This is a genomic window from Streptomyces sp. NPDC001070, from assembly GCF_053598835.1.
The window spans coordinates 38,287-54,245 of sequence record NZ_JBSFLB010000020.1; the positions used below are offsets into that span (position 1 = coordinate 38,287).

Here is a 15,959-nt window from a genome sequence, read left to right on the forward strand (position 1 = left end):
CCCTCATTGTCCCAGGGACGCCCCTCCCAGGCGGGCGAGTGCGCCGGCCGTGGCGTCCCGGGAGCGCAGGTCCAGCAGGCCGTCCGTGCCGGCCAGCCGGTGCCTGGCCTCCTGGCCCGCGAGCCGCAGCAGGTCGGGCAGCAGATCGGTGCAGCGGTCGGCGACCCAGCGGGTGCCCTTGGTCGCCATCCACCAGACGCTCGCCGCGGCGCCCGGTCCCGGGCCGCCGGGGGTCGTGGACGGCGGCTCGCCGTCCGACAGGCCCCGGGTGACCAGGAGGGCGTGGAAGTCCCGGGCGAGCAGACGGTGCCCCAGCTCGCTGGGGTGCAGCCGGTCCGCGCTCCAGGCGGCGCGGTCGGCGACCCAGGGGTGGCGGGCGGCGTGCAGGTGCACGGCGCCGTACCGCTCGGACAGGGCGTGGACGACCTGGTTCAGCGCGGTCATCCGGCGGCCCAGCGGCCGGGCGAGCGGCCACGGCAGCCCCAGCATGCGTCCGGGGTCGGGCAGGCAGGCGGTGAGCACCTCCGCTCCGTGCGCGCGCAGTTCACCGAGGACGGCGTCCAGGCGCCGGGCCACCGTCTCGATGTCGAAGGTGCCGCGCAGCGTGTCGTTGGCGCCGATCACCACCGAGGCCAGGTGCGGCCGGTGGTCCAGGGCCCGCGGCAGCTGCTCCTCGGCGACGTCCTTGGTGAGGGCGCCGCTGCGCGAGCAGTTGAGCAGACTCACCGCCGACGGCTCGGCTGCCAGCCCCTGTGCCAGCAGCGGCGCCCAGCCGCGCCAGCCGCCGGCGACGGGGTCGCCGAGGCCCGCGGTGAGCGAGTCCCCGAGCGCGGCGAAACGTATCTCCCGCGTGGTGGTGGATACGGGCCGGTCCGGGGCGCGAGCCGGGGTCGGGATCGGGATCTCCGCCTGCCCCGGGGCCTCGGGTCTAGCGCGTCCGGGGGCGGTGGGCGTGTCCGTGCCCGCCGTCGTCATGGCGTGACATCCGGGGCGGCGAGCCGGGGCGCGGCGTCGTGGGCGGCGAGGAAGGCGCTGACGGCGGTGGGCCAGCCGTAGCGCTCGGCCTGGGCGCGGGCGATGGCGCGGCGCATGTGCTCGGGCCGGGAGAGGAGGTGGCCGACTGCGTCGGCGAAGGCGGGGCCGTCGTCGGTGGCCGCGGCGCCGGCCGGGCCGAGGATGTCGGGCAGCGCGGAGAGCGCGCTGGCGACGACCGGTGTGCCGCAGGCGAGGGCCTCCAGGGCGGACAGTCCGAAGGTCTCCACCGGGCCCGGCGCCAGGACCACGTCGGCGGTGGCCTGGAGGGCGGACAGCGTGCGGCGGACGGGAACGTGCCCCAGGAAGGTGACCGGCAGCCGGGCCTCCCGGGCCCGCGCCTCCAGCCGGGCGCGCATCGGCCCCTCCCCGGCGACGACGAGGACGGCGTCGACGCCCTGCCGGCGCATGTACGCCAGGGCCTCCAGGGCGCGTCCCGGCCGCTTCTCGGGCGATAGCCGGGAGCACATGACCAGCAGCACCTCGGCCTCGCCGGCGTACCGGGCACGCAACCCGGGGTCGTGGTGCGCCGGGTGGCACGCCTCCAGGTCGACGCCCAGCGGCGCCCGCACGATGTTGCGGGCCCCGATCCGCTCGAACTCCGCGGCCGCCCAGGCGGTCGTGCACACGATGCGCGAGTACACGTGCGCGCTGCGCCGGTTGAGCCGGTCGGCGGCTCCCTGGGCGAGACCGCTGGGCATGCCCCAGGTGCGCAGCACCCCGTCGACGCTCTCGTGGGAGACCATGACGGAGGGCACCCGGCGGCGGCGTGCCCACTCCCCGGTCCAGCGCAGTGTCGTGCGGTCGGAGACCTCCAGCCGGTCCGGGCGGAGGGTGTCCAGCAGCGCCTCCAGGCGCGGCCGTCCGGTCAGCACCCGGTAGCCGCCGGTGCCCGCGACGAGCGGGCCCGGGACGGTGATGATCCTGCCCTGGGAGGTGATCTCGTCCCGGGCGGCGGGCCCCGGGACGATCAGCACCGGATCGTGGCCGGCCCCCAGATAGCCCTCGCCGAGGTGGCGCAGCGCGGTGCGCAGGCCGCCGGAGGTGGGCGTGACGAAGTTGGCCATCCGCACGATGCGCAGCCGGCCCGTCATGCCGCCACCGCCGTACGGGCGTCGAGCACCTGCGCGTAGTGGTCCAGGAGCAGGTCGCCGACGGCCTCCCAGGTGCGCGCGGCCACGTCGGCGCGCCCCTCGGCGCCGAATTGGTCGCGCACGGCCGGGGCGCCCGCGAGCAGCCGTACGGCGCCGGTGACCGCGTCGACGTCGGCGGGCGGCACGAGCAGCCCGGTGCGGCCGTGGTCGACGAGGTCGAGCGGACCGCCGACGGCGGGGGCGATCACGGGCAGCCCGCTGGCCATCGCCTCCTGGACGGTCTGGCAGAACGTCTCGAAGGGCCCGGTGTGGGCGAAGACGTCGAGCGAGGCGTAGATCCGCGCCAGGTCGTGCCCGGTGCGACGGCCCAGGAACACCGCGCCCGGCAGCGCCTCGCGCAGCCCCTGGGCGCTGGGGCCGTCACCGACGACGACCACCTTCACGCCCGGCAGGCGGCACGCGCCGGCCAGCAGCTCCACGTGCTTCTCCGGGGCGAGGCGGCCGACGTAGCCGACCAGGACCTCGCCGTTCGGGGCGAGTTCGCGGCGCAGTTCCTCGTCGCGGTGCGAGGGGTCGAAGCGCACGGAGTCCACGCCGCGCGGCCACAGGTGCACGCGCGGGACGCCGTGCGCCTCCAGGTCGCGCTGGGACGCGCTGGACGGGGCGAGCGTGCGGTCGGCGGCCGTGTGCACGGCGCGGATGCGGCGCCACGCGGTGTTCTCGCCGAGGCTCAGGTAGGTGCGTGCGTATCCCGCGAGGTCGGTCTGGTAGACCGCGACCGCGGGGATGTGCTGCCGGGTGGCCGCGGCCATGCCGCGCACGCCGAGGATGAACGGGCTGGCCAGGTGGACGAGTTCGGCGCGGTGCGCGGCGATCGCCGCCGCGGTCCTGCGGCCGGGGAGCGCCACCCGGACCTGCGGGTAGCCGGGCAGCGGCAGCGACGGCACCCGTACGACCGGGCACGGGTCGTCGTTCGGCGGCATGTCCTGCGGGCCCGCGGGTGCGATGACCAGCGGCTCGTGGCCTCTGCGGACCAGGTGCTCGGCCGTGCGCAGCGCGCAGTGGGCCACTCCGTTGACGTCGGGAGGGAAGGACTCTGTGACGATGGCTACTCGCATACGGACGTTGTCGGCTCCGCGGGCGTTGTCCGGGTCACGTGGATCTTTCACCTTGGGGAACGTGCCGTGAGCGTTGGCCCCTGATCGGGCCTTCCGGCCGCACCGTCACCTGCGGGCCTTCCCGGGCCGCATCGGCCGCGTTCGGCCGCCGGCGTGCGGCAGCCCGCCGCTCTGGGGGCGACGGGCGAACTGCGGCGGTCGGGGCAGGCCTCGCGGGGCGCCGGCGCTACCGCGCGGGATCGCCCGAGCTGAGGCGGCCCCGGACGGCTGTCTGGACCTCGGCCTCCTCCGCCGGGTCGGCGGCGAGGCGGCGCAGCTGGGCCAGGACGCGGACGTCCGCGGTCGTGGCCGTGCGGGCGGCGAGTTCGCGGGTGGTCTCCTCGCAGTCCCAGAGGCACTCGACGGCGAGTCCGGCGCCGAAGGAGGGGTCGGTGCGGGCGAGGGCGTGGGCGGCGACGCCGCGCACCTGTGAGGAACTGGTCTCGCGGTAGATGTGGCGCAGGACGGGGGCGGCGCAGTCGATGGAGAGCCGGCCCGAGCCCTCGACGAGACCTGCCAGGCCCTCGGCGTCGGCGCCCTCGCGCTGGACGAGGCGGCGCAGCGCGCCCAGGACGCGGTCGGCGTCCTGTTCGCCGCCGCGGCAGGCGAGCATGCGGGCGGCGGCGGCCCCCAGGGCGTCCTCACGACCCGACCAGATGCGGGCCCGGGTGAGGGCGGCGACGCTGCGCATCCGCTCGAAGGACTCGATGGCGGCGCGGGCGACGAGTTCGCAGTCGCTGAGCGCGGCGGCCTCGATGAGGTCGAGGGCATCGCGGTCCTGCCGGTCGGAGAGGTGGCGGAGAGCGGCCGCGCGGGCCGCCTCCGGACCGCCGCGGGCGGCCTCGACGAGTTCCTCCCGGTCCTCGGGACCGGCGACCGCGGCCAGGCAGCGGGCGGCGGGGGCGTCGCGGTGCTGCGGCGGATGGGCGGCCAGACCCTCCTGGGCCCATTCGAGGACGGCCCGTACGCTCCAGCCCGGGGTCGGCCCGGCGGGCCGCATCTGGCGCTGCCAGCGGTCGAAGGCGGTCTGTTCCGAGGCCTTGCGCACACGTTCGGAGACGGCGGGGTCCGGATCCTCGGCCCACAGCCGCCAGGGCCGGGGCTCGTACGCCTCGCGGAGCGCGGCCGCGAGCTGGGCGTCACCCTCCGTGGTGCGGGGGAATCGGGCGAGCACGGCGGGGCCGAGCGCGCGCAGCGCCTCGTCGTCGTCACGCACGGCGAGCTCGTCCAGGGCCCACTCCCAGCTGCCGCCCGTGGCGGCGTAGCGACGCAGGAGCAGGACGGCGTCGCGGCGGCCGTAGCCGGCGAGGTGGCCGAGGACGGACAGGGCGAGGCCGCAGCGGTGCTCGTCGGGGGTGACGATGTCGTCAGGGTGGAAGAGATGCTGTTCGATCCCGTCGAGCGGGCCCTCGAGCTCCGAGTACAGGCGCGCGTAATAAAGGGAGCGGGACTCCACGCGCCAGTCGTGACGGGGGTCGCGCAGGACGCACTGCTCCAGCGCGGCGAGCGCGTCGGCTCGCTGCGCCGCGAGGGCGTGCAGGGTCCCGTCTCCGCGTCCTCTCTGGAGGAGGCCGAGAAGGGTACCGCTGGGCGCTATGTCGGGGTCGAACATGAGGTCAGCATCCGGTGCGGGGGGTTGGTTGGCAACGGGATTTTCCGTTACCGGCTGCGAGGTATCTTCGCAGATCGTCCCGGGTTCAAACCCTTTGCACGGCGCTGGGACGGCTTGCGAGGACGCCTGCGGGCGGCGGCCCGCAGCTTACCCGGACCGAGGCATTCCGCCGAGTCCGCGGGCCGTGGACGGCTCCTGGGCTCCTGGGCTCCTGGGCTCCTGGGCTCCTGGCATATGCCTATAGCACCACCGGATCGGGTATTGCGGAAACCCTTACGGGCCATCACTCCTTGTGCAACAGTCGTGACTGGCCCATCCGTACGGCCCGTTGAGGCCGGCGCCCGGTTCGGAGACATGTTCGGAGAGCGTCATGCCGCCCCATTTGCATGAGGACCGCGCCACCGCGAAGCCTGAGCCCGACGCCGTGGACGCGCTCATCTCCCAGACCCGCCAGCTGCGCGGCAAGGTCGACGCCGTACGGCGTGACGCCGCCACCGAGGACGAGGAGGACCCGCAGCTGCGCTGGCAGCGCGCGCTGTGCGACCTCGCCGTCCACCAGCTCGACGACCTGGGCGCGCACCTCGGGCAGCTGCGCGACGGCCTCCCCGCCACCGGCGACAGGAGCACGGGCGCCGGGAATGGCGGAGCCGCGTACGCGGCTCGGGAGGCCCGGGAGCTCTCCGTTCCGGCACCGGGTCCCGGCGCCGTGCAGGCCCTGGGGCGGGCCGGCAGCGCCGAGTGGAATCTGGTCACGGACGGTGTCCAGTGGTCGGAGGAGCTGTACCGCATCTTCGGGCGGACCGTCGAGGACGGACCGCTGACCCTGGACGAGCTGCCCTCGTGGCTCTTCGCCGAGGATCAGCAGACGCTGACCGCCGCGGTCACCGGCTGTCTGGTGGACGCCCGGCCGATCGACTGCGAATTCCGCATCGTCCGCCCGGACGGTGCCGTGCGCACGGTGCACATGGTGGGCGAGCCGGTGCTCGACGCCGCCGGGGCCACCGCCTCCATGTGGGCGGTGCTCCGCGACGTCAGCGAACTGCGCCGCAGCCAGCGGACGCTGCGGGAGACCCGTGACTCGCTGCAGCGCGAGCGGCAGATCGCGCAGACCGAGCGCCGGCTGGCGGTTGAGCTGCAGGAAGCCGTGCTGCCGCCGTGGCGCGGCTCCCTGCGGTTCCCGCAGGACGGCGGCCCCACCACCGTCGACCTCGCCGCGCACTACCTGCCGTCCGCGACCGGCGCCCTCGTCGGCGGCGACTGGTACGACGCGCTGCAGCTGCCCGACGGCTCCGCGCTGCTGACCGTAGGGGACCTCACCGGGCACGGAGTCTCCGCCACCTCCGGCATGGCCATGCTGCTCGGCGCGCTGCGCGGCATGGCGATGACCGGGCTGGAGCCCGCCCCGCTGCTGGAGGGGCTCAACCAGCTGCTGGACAGCTCGGCGCAGCCCGCTCTCGGCAGCGCCCTGTGCTGCCGCTACCGACCGGAGGACCGCTCCCTGGTGTGGGCGCAAGCGGGCCACCCCGCCCCGCTGCTCTTCCGCGACGGGACGGGGCGGCTGCTCGACGCGCCCGAGGGCGTGCTGCTGGGCGCCACGTCGGGCGCCCAGTACGGCCAGGCGACCGAGCGGCTGATCGCCGGCGACCTGCTGGTGCTGCACACCGATGGCCTGCTGCCGCGCCGTTCGGGTTCCGTGTCGGCGTCGGACGCGGCCGCCGCGGTGCGGCGGTTGCTGGAGCTCGGCCCGAGGTTCGCCCGGGCGCGCACTCCTCAGGAGTGTGTACGGATCGTGGTGGAGGAACTCGGCGCCCCCGAGCGCGAGGACGACGCCTGCGTGCTCATCGCCGAGTTCCACTGACCGCCGTGTGAATGCCGCGCCACACCGGGTGCGGTGCGGGCGGTCGACGTGTTGACGGGTTGATGTGCTGACCTGATGGCGATCCGCTGACCTGATGACGGCATCCGGGAGAGCCGGCTCATTCGGCGCGAGTCGGCTGGTCCCGCTCATGGATGCGCGCGGCCTCTTCTCGCACGGCCTCGCCCTGTCCGTCCGCGGCCTCCGCGGCGGACTCCGTTCAGATGGCGGTGCCCTTGCGCTTGGGGCTGCTCGGCAGCGCGATCTCGATCTCCTCGCGCAGGTCCTGGATCTTGGTGAAGTCGGAGTAGCGGGCAGTGAGCCGGTACATCTCCCGCAGCCGGTCCCACGTACGCAGCGACGAGTTCTGCCTTATGGTCAGCAGCGCCAGTCGCGCGTAGCGGTCCGCCTGCTCCGGGTCGTCGGCGATGAAGCACGCTGAGGCGAGCGAGATGTAGTCGAAGATGTTCGACCGGTCCCGGCCCTTACCGCGCAGCTCCAGTGCCTGCTTGGCGTGGTGCTGGGCCGTCCGGGCCGCCAGCGGCTCGTGCTCGGCGAGGGTGCGGTAGGCGAGCGCCTGCATGCCGTGCAGATCGGCCTCGTCGAACATCTGCATCCAGCTGGGCGGCGGGACGTCGCCCCGGTCGGAGGTGAAGAGGTCCTCGGCCTCGCCGAGGGTGCGGCGCATGGCCTGGCCCCGGCCCATGGAGGCCTGTGCCCACGCCTCGATGGTGCAGAGCATGGCGCGGGTGCGCGGCAGGGTCTCCTCCCCGGAGCCGGACTGCGCCAGTTTCATCAGATCCAGGGCGTCGTCGGGCCGGCCCAGGTGCACCATCTGCCGGGCGGCGCGGGAGAGCGCCTCACCGGCCCTCGGCCGGTCGCCGCCCTCGCGGGCGGCGTGCGCCGCGATGACGAAGTACTTCTGGGCGGTGGGCTCCAGGCCCACGTCGTGGGACATCCACCCCGCCAGTACGGCGAGGTTGGCGGCCACGCCCCAGAGCCTGCGCTTGAGGTGCGGGGGGTGGTGGTAGGCGAGCATGCCGCCCACCTCGTTGAGCTGGCCTACGACCGCCTTGCGCTGCAGCCCGCCGCCGCGGGACGCGTCCCAGGCGCGGAACACCTCGACCGAGCGCTCCAGCGCCTCGATCTCCTGGGAGCCGATGGGGGCCGCCTCGTACAGGTCGTAGGAGGCGGGGTCGACGGTGAAGGGGTTGTCGGTGGTGGGGGCGTCGGCCGCGAGCGCCGGATCGGTGCGCAGCCAGTCGTACATGGCATTGCTGAGTGCGGAACCCGCGGCGAGCGCGGCACCCGCGCCCACCAGACCGCGTCGGTTGAGCATGAGGTCCATTCCCGTGAATTCGGTGAGGACCGCGGCTGTTCGCTCCGGTGGCCAGGGCAGCCCGTCGGCGCTGACGGCCTGCTTCCTTCCCGTACGCCGATGCCGGCCGAACCCGAGATCCTCGATGGTTACGACACGGCCGAGACGCTCGGTGAACAGGGCCGCCAGCACGGTGGGTACGGGTTCGCGGGGGGATTCCCCGGTCTCGATCCAGCGGCGCACACGCGAGGTGTCGGTCGCCAGCTGCGGGTGGCCCATGGCCGCCGCCTGCCGGTTGACGAGTCGCGCGAGCTCTCCCTTGGACCATCCGGTGAGTGCGAACAGGTCCGATAGCCGTGTGTTGGCTTCCTTGTCCATTCAAGCCCCCAGGTTCCTCGGCACTGTTGACACTAACGGCCGGTCAGCGCCGCCGCGAGCATTCGCCAGGGTTCGCCAGGGTGCGCCAGATGGTCTGCCACCCGCATTCGGTGGTCAGGTAGGAACGCGCCACCCGGCCCGGCACTCGCCGGCTCGCGAACGGTCGCATATGAACAACTTTCGAAAAACGCCGATCAGCGTTGAACACCTCGAGAGCCATGTGCGTACTGGTACGCGAGGGGCGTACGGCGCGTGGACAGCTCGGACCGCCGGCCCGGGCCCGCATTCCCCAGGGTGCGGGACCGGATGCCGACTCCGGCTCCGGATCCGTCCACGCGCCGGCCCCGCCACCTCGTCAAGAGCTCGTTGGCACACGAAGGGATCTGTCTCCCCATATGTATTCAGCATCGTCCTCCGTGTCCGCACCGCCCCGGCCGACCCAGCTCCCGGGGTTCGCCGGGACAGGGACCGCCATCCGTCCTCGCCCGGTGCTGCCCGGCCCGCGCAGGGGCGCGCCCGGGACCTCCCACCCGCTCAGCGGGAGGCTCGACTTGACCGGACCCCAAGGCGCGCAACTGCGTTCGGCCATCGCCTCGGTGCAGCGCATCTGCCCCGAGTTCACGCCCGTCCAGATGCTGCGGCGCAGCGGCCGCTCGGTGCTGCTGGTCGGCACCTCCGGCCGCGCCCCGGCGGTCGCCAAGTGCCTGCTGGACCACTCCCCCGCCTGGGTGGAGCGGTACCGCCACGAGATCGCCGCGTACCGGGCGTTCGTGCGGCACCGTCCGCCGGTCAGGGCCCCGCGGCTGATCGCCGCCGACCCCGAGAGCTGCACGCTCGTCCTGGAGCGGATGCCCGGACGGGTCGCCGCCCTGCAGCGGCACCCGTCGGAGGCCCCGCCGCGGGCCGACGTGCGGATGGCGCTGAGCGCGATCTCCCGGGTCAACATGTGGCGCCCGCCGGCCGGGGTCTTCGACGCCCCGATCGACTACGCGGCGCGGCTGTCCCGCTACCACGAGCTGGGGCTGCTCACCGACCGGGACATGGGCGACCTCCAGAAGCTGCTGCACGGACTGGCCCATGTACAGGGGCAGTTCAACCACGGTGACGCCCTGCTGTCCAACATCCTGCTCTCCCCGGCCGGCCCCGTGCTGGTCGACTGGGAGCACGCCGGCTGGTACCTGCCCGGCTACGACCTGGCGCTGCTCTGGATGATCCTGGGCGACGACCCGGTCACCCGGCGGCAGATCAGCCAGATGGCGCAGGCCGCGGGCCCGATCGCGCGTGACGCCTTCCTGGTGAACCTGATGCTGGTGATCACCCGCGAGATCCGTACCTACGAGACGGCCGTGCAGCGCACGATGCGCAGCACCGTCCCGGCGGGTCCGGGCGCGGCCGAGGCCGGCGAGGAGCAGCGGCTGCTGCTGCGCCGGCTGCACGACGACGGGGGCCTCGCCCGGCGGGCCGTCAGGGCCGCCGTCGGTACGAGGTGATCCCCGAGCCGGTTCCCGGACGGAAGAGGAGGAACCGGTGCGTGGTGGACGGCGCATCACCGCGGTCGCGGACCCGGGGGCCAGGGGAGAGTCCTCCGGTGCCGTCGCGGTGCCGCCCGGGCGGTCTCACGACCGCGGCGGCACCGCCTGTGGTCCAGTCCACTGACGCACCGCAGGCCATGGCGCCCGTGCGGGGAAAGCTCCCGGCACGGGCGCTGACATGCGTAAACAGCTGTCGCACTGCATAGTTGACGGATCGTCGAGCAACGGATACCTCTGTGGTTCCGAACGGCCCCGTGCGTCACCCACAGGAGGCTGCAGTGCGAGGAACCACCCCCCACAACGCGAGACGCCCGCGCAAGGTCGTCACCGCCGCCACGGTGACCGTGGCCGCCGGCGCCCTGCTCTCGGTCGCCGCGCTGTCGCCGCTGCCCGCGGCCGGCGCGACCCCGGACGAGCGGGACTCAACGCTCCAACAGGCCTTCAAGGACGCCGCCGAGCGCTATCACGTGCCGGAGAGCGTGCTGCTGGGCGTGGCGTACATGGAGTCGCGCTGGGACACCCATCGCGGACTGCCCAGTGTCACCGCCGGATACGGCCCCATGCACCTCACGGACGCCCGGACGGCACTCGCCGACTTTCCTCGAAGGGGTGACGGCGGCGACGATCCGCGCGGCGACGTGGGACGCCCCCTCGTCGACGTCGGCCTGCCCGCCGCCGGCACGCGGGCGCTGCCGCCGACGCTCACCACGCTGGACCGCGCCGCCGGGCTGACGGGGCTGGCCGCCGACGAGCTGCGCGAGGACCCCGCGGCCAACATCGAGGGCGGTGCCGCGCTGCTCGCCCAGGCCCAGAAGTCGCTGGGCGCGCCCGCGAGTTCCGACCCGGCGCGCTGGTACGGCGCGGTGGCCCGCTACTCCGGCGCCGACGACACCGCGACGGCCTCGGTCTTCGCGGACGACGTCTTCCAGGTGATCCGGGAGGGCGCCGCCCGCACCACGGACGACGGGGACACCGTCGCCCTGGAGGCGCACCCCGGCCTCTCGCCGGACACCGGCCAGCTCGGCTCCCTGGGACTGCGCACGGTCGCCTCGGACGGGACGGAGTGCCCGCGCACGATCGCGTGCGAATGGCTCCCGGCCCCGTACGAGGAGTACGGCACGGGCAACTACGGAAACCACGACCTCGCCGACCGGCCGACGAGCCAGAAGATCGACTACATCGTCGTCCACGACACCGAGGCCACCTGGGACACCACCCTCCAACTGGTGCAGAAGCCGGACTACCTGGCCTGGCACTACTCGATCCGCTCCGCGGACGGCCACGTCGACCAGCACGTGAGGACCAAGGACGTCGGCTGGCACGCGGGCAACTGGTACGTCAACGCCAAGTCGGTGGGCATCGAGCACGAGGGCTTCCTCACCGATCCGGGCACCTGGTACACCGAGGCGATGTACCGGGCGTCGGCGCGGCTGGTCCGCTACCTGGCGCTGCGCTTCGGCATCCCGCTGGACCGGCAGCACATCCTGGGCCACGACAACGTCCCCGGCCCGACCGCCGCGAACATCCCCGGCATGCACACCGACCCCGGCCCGTACTGGGACTGGGCGCACTACTTCCAGCTCCTGGGAGCGCCCTTCCGGGTGACCGCGGGGCCGGACAGCGCCCTGGTGACGATCGACCCGGAGTACGTCTCCAACCGCCCGGTCTACACCGGCTGCGCCACCGCCGGTGACACCTGCCCGTCCCGCGGCTCCGAGGCGGTCCGGCTCTACACCGAGCCGAGTGAGGACGCCCCCCTCGTCAAGGACGTCGGCCTGCACGGGGAGGCCCCCTCGACGACCGGGGTGAACGACACCGGCGCCCGCGCCTCGACCGGCCAGCAGTTCGCGGTGGCCGAGCGGCGCGGTGAGTGGACGGCGATCTGGTACCTCGGCCAGAAGGCCTGGTTCCACGACCCGAAGGCGCACCGGACCGCCGTGCCCGCCACGGGCTGGGTGATCACGCCCAAGGAGGGCCGCGCCGACGTCCCGGTGTACGGGCGCGCCTATCCGGAGGCCGCCGCCTACCCGGCGGGCGTGCCGGTGCAGCCGGAGTCCCCGCTGCCGTACAGGCTGCTCGCCGGCCAGAGCTACGTGGTGGGCCTGGCGACGCGCGGCGAGTACTACCGGGCGGTCACCTTCAACGCCTCCCAGCACGTGGTGGTGCGCGGCAAGCAGCTCTACTACGAGATCCAGTTCGGCCACCGGGTGGCCTACGTCAAGGCCGAGGACGTGACCCTGCGGCCCTCCTGGGTCCCGTTCAGTCCTGCTGGAACATCTCCGCGGGGAGGGGCTTGAGCAGCTGGTAGAGGTCGTCGGTGATCGGACGGTCCCAGGTCGCGATGGTGACCAGGACGCCGTCGCTGCGGTCGAACTGCGTGCAGGCGATGCGCCCCTCGGAGAGCTTCACCTTCCGCACGATCAGCAGGTTGTCACCGTGCATGACCGGGGTGTCCTCGGTGCCGACGACCTCGACCGGCTCGTCGTTGCCGAGGGCCAGCAGCAGCTGCGCGACCTCGAAGGGGATCTGGCCCTCTTCGAGGTCGCGGGCCGGCGAGCCCTCGGGGAGGTTGCCGATCAGCATGGCGGGACCGCGCCCGCCGAAGAGGTCGTAGCGCAGGAAGATGCCCTGGCAGCTGCCGTCCTCTCCGGGCAGCAGCCCGGCGCCCAGTTCGCCGGGCCAGTCGCCCGGGTCCATGGCCAGGACGTCGAATTCCGGCCCTGTGGGCGTTGCGGCGCTGCGGCGGCGGAGGAACGACATGGGCCCATCGTACGGTCCCCGGGCCGCCCGCGTGCCCGGGGCCGCGACGCTAAGGTGCCAGAGCCCTGGCCAGGCCCGCCCGGTCGGTGCCGATCTTGCGGTAGACGGCGGAGAGCAGCCGGGTGACGTTCTCCGGATCGGTGTCCAGGCCTGCGGCGATCTGCTCGTCGTCCTCACCGCGGGCGGCCCGGCCGGCGGCCGCCCGTTCCTGGGCGGTGAGAGCGTCGGTCTCGGTGGCGCGGAGCCTGCGGGGGCGGAGTCCGGCGGCGGCGAGCTCGTCGCGGGCGCGCTCGGCCAGACCGTCGGCGCCGCAGTGGACGGCCGTCTCCAGGCCCCGGTAGAGCTGCTCGGCGGCCTCGTGGAGCCGGGCCTCGCGGCGCAGGGCGGAGCCTTGGTCGACCAGGGCGCGGGCGAACTCGTACCCGGCGGGCGAGCGCTCCAGGTGGCCGACCGCCTCGTTCAGCAGCTTGAGCCGGTCGGGCTCGGCGGCCACCTCGGCGGCGACGCGCAGGGCCTGGCCGATGGCGGACGCGGTGCCGTACTGGCGGGCACGTTCGACGGCCTCGGCGGCGGTGGCGCGGGCCTGCTCCGGGGTGTCCTGGGCCTCGGCGAGGGCGAGGTGGAGCTGCCAGGGGCACCAGGCGGGGTTGCGCATGCCGCGCGGGTCCAGCCGGCGGCCGACCGACCGGAGCTGGGCGATGGCCTCCTTGGTCATCCCGCGGGCGAGCAGCAGTTCGCCGTAGACGGCCTGCGCGTCGGGGAAGACCACGGCGGCCGGGAACGGCTCGCAGAAGTCGTACTCCTCGGCGAGGGCGGTGGCCTCGCGGACCTGGCCGCGGGCGAGCAGGATCGCGACCAGGATGGCGACCCCGTACCACTGCACCGGAATGCCGCGTCCGACGCGGTCGGCCAGGCGCAGCCCGTCGCGGGCGAAGTCCTCGGCCTCGGCGAGCCGGCCGCGGCGGTAGCGGATGTAGCCGAGCAGCATGTATCCGAAGGCGAGGTGGGCACCGCGCCAGCCCTTGCGCTCGTAGTCGCCGATGCCGACGGCGAAGAGCTCCTCGGCGCGGCCGGGCCGGTCGGCGTACATGTACGTCATCGCGACGAGGGTGGGGACCTCGAAGCCCCAGTTCTCGTCGGCCCAGGGCAGGCCGCCGTCGAGGGCCCGGTCGGAGTGCCGCAGGGCGGTCTCCGCGGGCTCGCCGCGCAGCGTGGCGTCCCAGGCGCGCAGGCCGATGATGTAGCGCTCGGTCAGATCGCGTCCGGTGAGCCGGTCGGCCAGGCGGGCCAGCCGGCGGGAGCGGGCCGGGGAGTCGGGCTCGTCGGAGCGGAAGGCGTCCCACATGAACTGCTCTTCCTGCATCCGCAGCCGGGTCCGCGCGTTGGTGGCGGTGCGGGCGGCCTGGCCGACGGTGTCGGCGGCCTCGCCAAGCCGGTCGGAGTGGGCGAGGGCCTGGGAGAGCCGGTAGGTGATCGCCGCGCGCAGTTCGGGGTCGACGACCGGCTCCTCCAGCGCGGCGCGCAGGTGGTTGACCGTGGTGGCGGGCTCGGTGAGCAGGGAGGAGCAGCCGAGCTCGAAGAGGACGGCGGCCCGGTCCTCGTACGGGGGCGGCTCGCGCAGCGCCCGCGCGAGGTAGCGGCGGGCCGCGTCGGGCGCGCCGGCCCGGGCGGTGTCGCGGGCGGCCTGCCGCAGCTGGGAGACGACCCAGGAGTCGCCCTCGGGGTGGGTCTCCAGCAGGTGGCGGGCGGCGACGGAGGGGCCGAGCCCGGCGTCCACGACGGACCAGGCGGCCTGGCCGTGCAGGGCGACCCGGACGGCGTCGGGGATGGCCCGGTATACGGCGGTGGCGATGAGGGGATGGACGAACTCCAGGACGTCGCTGCCGGCCAGGATGCGGGCCTTGCGCAGCCGGTCGGCGGCGTCGGCGGCCTCCTCGCCGCCCAGGCCGGCCACGCTCGCGGCGATCGCCGGTGAGATGGACGTACCGAGGACGGCGGCCGCCCAGGCCATGCGGACGGTGGAGGTGCCCAGCCTTTCCAGGCGGGCGATCAGGCCGCTGCCCTTGGCCGCGGCGGCCAGGTCGCGCAGGAGGTGCGCGCTGGACTCGTCGGGCCGCAGTCCGCGGTCGAGGACCTTGGCGGTGAGCTCGACGGCCTCGAAGGGGTTGCCCGCGGTGACGGCCCAGGCCTCGCGGCAGAAGGCGTCGTCGGCGTGGTCGCCCACGGCGTCGCGGACGAGCCGGCCGATGGCGGTGGCGCTGAGCGGCTCCAGACCGAGGGGGCGGGTGCCGGAGCGGCCCGGCAGGCCGCGGAACCCCTCGGCGTGGGCGGGGAGTTCGTCGGGCCGGTACGCGACGACGACGAGCATGGGGAGTTCCTCGGCGCGGGGCGCGAAGGCGGACAGCCAGCCCAGCGACTCGGGGTCGGCCCAGTGGGCGTCGTCGAGCACGAGGACCACGGGGGCGCGCCGGACCGCGATGTGGGTGAGCACCCAGTCCAGTCCGTCCCCGAGGCCCTGGGGGTCGGGGGGCGCGCCCTCACCCGCGGCGCGCAGCCCGAGGGCGGGGCCGACGATGCCGTACCAGCTGCCTAGGGTGGCGCGCAGCACCGCGTCTCCGGCTCCGGCGAGCTGGGGCTGGAGCAGCTGGCGGGCGACATGGAAGGCGACGCCTTGTTCCTGGTCGCCGCCGCGGGCGTACAGGACCGTGCAGCCGAGGGCCGCGGCCTTGCGCCGGGTCTCCGCGAGCAGCGTCGTCTTGCCGAGGCCGGCCGGGGCCGCGAAGGCGAGCACGCCGCCGCGCCGTGGGCCGGAACGGGGGTGGTCCCCCTCGGCTCGTATGCCCGTGAGTTCGGCCAGCGCCTCGTCGACGGCGACGAGTTCGGTCTCGCGTTCGAGGAGCGACCGCTGGGACTTCGGTGTGCGCCGCGCCATCGTGCACCCCCTGCCCCTGATCCGGCGCGCGCCGGGGCGCGCCGGTGATGCTTGGACGCCTGTCCGGTGGCACCTCAGCGTACGCCACCGGGGACCCTGAGTGAGTGGATAAGTGCGAACTGGTGACTGCTGTTCACAATCGGCCGCGGAGTGATCGACTGTGCTCGAACACGCGCGAGCACCTGCGGGAACGCATCTGCGGGCAGGACGTCCTGGAGGCCCCGGCGGCTCGCCCTCGTGGCCGGCGGACTGGACGAGAGGTCGTTCGCGTTCACGGTGACGATTGAGC

At 74.3% G+C, this 15,959-nt stretch carries 10 protein-coding genes; 3 read left to right on the forward strand and 7 right to left on the reverse strand.

Annotated elements, in window-relative coordinates:
- Window positions 1-3 precede the first annotated feature (3 nt).
- From ACWDAS_RS24000 to ACWDAS_RS24015, 4 genes are all read right to left on the reverse strand, one after another.
- Entirely contained in the window at window positions 4-975 is a 972-nt protein-coding gene (locus tag ACWDAS_RS24000) for an SGNH/GDSL hydrolase family protein (RefSeq protein ID WP_450394354.1), read from the reverse strand.
- A complete protein-coding gene (locus ACWDAS_RS24005) occupies window positions 972-2,126 on the reverse strand; it encodes a glycosyltransferase (RefSeq protein WP_450394356.1) in 1,155 nt (384 codons plus the stop codon). Before ACWDAS_RS24005 ends, ACWDAS_RS24000 begins: the two co-directional genes overlap by 4 nt.
- Window positions 2,123-3,244, reverse strand: a complete 1,122-nt coding sequence (locus tag ACWDAS_RS24010; protein ID WP_450394643.1) for a glycosyltransferase family 4 protein — start codon at window positions 3,242-3,244, stop codon at window positions 2,123-2,125. Before ACWDAS_RS24010 ends, ACWDAS_RS24005 begins: the two co-directional genes overlap by 4 nt.
- 226 nt (window positions 3,245-3,470) lie before the next feature.
- Window positions 3,471-4,895: a HEAT repeat domain-containing protein gene (locus ACWDAS_RS24015; protein ID WP_450394359.1), complete on the reverse strand. Its 1,425-nt coding sequence runs from the start codon at window positions 4,893-4,895 to the stop codon at window positions 3,471-3,473.
- A gap of 370 nt (window positions 4,896-5,265) precedes the next feature.
- On the opposite strand from ACWDAS_RS24015, the gene ACWDAS_RS24020 reads away from it, so the two are divergent.
- Window positions 5,266-6,753 (forward strand): PP2C family protein-serine/threonine phosphatase, encoded by a 1,488-nt coding sequence (locus tag ACWDAS_RS24020; RefSeq protein ID WP_450394361.1) that lies wholly within the window; start codon window positions 5,266-5,268, stop codon window positions 6,751-6,753.
- Between the two features lie 217 nt (window positions 6,754-6,970).
- On the opposite strand, the gene ACWDAS_RS24025 is transcribed toward ACWDAS_RS24020, so the two are convergent.
- Complete coding sequence (locus tag ACWDAS_RS24025) at window positions 6,971-8,446, reverse strand: DNA-binding protein NsdB (protein WP_450394364.1); 1,476 nt, start codon at window positions 8,444-8,446, stop codon at window positions 6,971-6,973.
- A gap of 395 nt (window positions 8,447-8,841) precedes the next feature.
- On the opposite strand from ACWDAS_RS24025, the gene ACWDAS_RS24030 reads away from it, so the two are divergent.
- Window positions 8,842-9,936 carry an aminoglycoside phosphotransferase family protein gene (locus tag ACWDAS_RS24030; protein ID WP_450394367.1) on the forward strand — a complete coding sequence of 365 codons (1,095 nt, stop codon included), beginning with the start codon at window positions 8,842-8,844 and terminating at the stop codon, window positions 9,934-9,936.
- A 320-nt stretch (window positions 9,937-10,256) separates the two neighbouring features.
- The gene (locus ACWDAS_RS24035; protein ID WP_450394370.1) at window positions 10,257-12,275 is read left to right on the forward strand and encodes an N-acetylmuramoyl-L-alanine amidase; all 2,019 of its coding nucleotides are present in this window, start codon (window positions 10,257-10,259) and stop codon (window positions 12,273-12,275) included.
- Here the strand turns inward: ACWDAS_RS24035 and ACWDAS_RS24040 are convergent.
- Together ACWDAS_RS24040 and ACWDAS_RS24045 are read right to left on the reverse strand one after the other, a co-directional pair.
- On the reverse strand, window positions 12,238-12,738 hold the full coding sequence (locus ACWDAS_RS24040; protein ID WP_450394373.1) for a hypothetical protein: 501 nt from the start codon (window positions 12,736-12,738) through the stop codon (window positions 12,238-12,240). The genes ACWDAS_RS24035 and ACWDAS_RS24040 overlap by 38 nt on opposite strands.
- Window positions 12,739-12,787: 49 nt before the next feature.
- Window positions 12,788-15,670, reverse strand: coding sequence for an ATP-binding protein (locus ACWDAS_RS24045; protein ID WP_450394376.1), 2,883 nt, complete (start codon window positions 15,668-15,670; stop codon window positions 12,788-12,790).
- Window positions 15,671-15,959: the final 289 nt, after the last annotated feature.

Bases quoted from the DNA above. Each gene is read 5' to 3' on its own strand.
- ACWDAS_RS24025 (WP_450394364.1), bottom strand. From the start codon at position 8,446: ATGGACAAGGAAGCCAACACACGGCTATCGGACCTGTTCGCACTCACC.
- ACWDAS_RS24015 (WP_450394359.1), bottom strand. From the start codon at position 4,895: ATGTTCGACCCCGACATAGCGCCCAGCGGTACCCTTCTCGGCCTCCTC.
- ACWDAS_RS24040 (WP_450394373.1), bottom strand. From the start codon at position 12,738: ATGTCGTTCCTCCGCCGCCGCAGCGCCGCAACGCCCACAGGGCCGGAA.
- ACWDAS_RS24045 (WP_450394376.1), bottom strand. From the start codon at position 15,670: ATGGCGCGGCGCACACCGAAGTCCCAGCGGTCGCTCCTCGAACGCGAG.
- ACWDAS_RS24030 (WP_450394367.1), top strand. From the start codon at position 8,842: ATGTATTCAGCATCGTCCTCCGTGTCCGCACCGCCCCGGCCGACCCAG.
- ACWDAS_RS24010 (WP_450394643.1), bottom strand. From the start codon at position 3,244: ATGCGAGTAGCCATCGTCACAGAGTCCTTCCCTCCCGACGTCAACGGA.
- ACWDAS_RS24005 (WP_450394356.1), bottom strand. From the start codon at position 2,126: ATGACGGGCCGGCTGCGCATCGTGCGGATGGCCAACTTCGTCACGCCC.
- ACWDAS_RS24020 (WP_450394361.1), top strand. From the start codon at position 5,266: ATGCCGCCCCATTTGCATGAGGACCGCGCCACCGCGAAGCCTGAGCCC.
- ACWDAS_RS24000 (WP_450394354.1), bottom strand. From the start codon at position 975: ATGACGACGGCGGGCACGGACACGCCCACCGCCCCCGGACGCGCTAGA.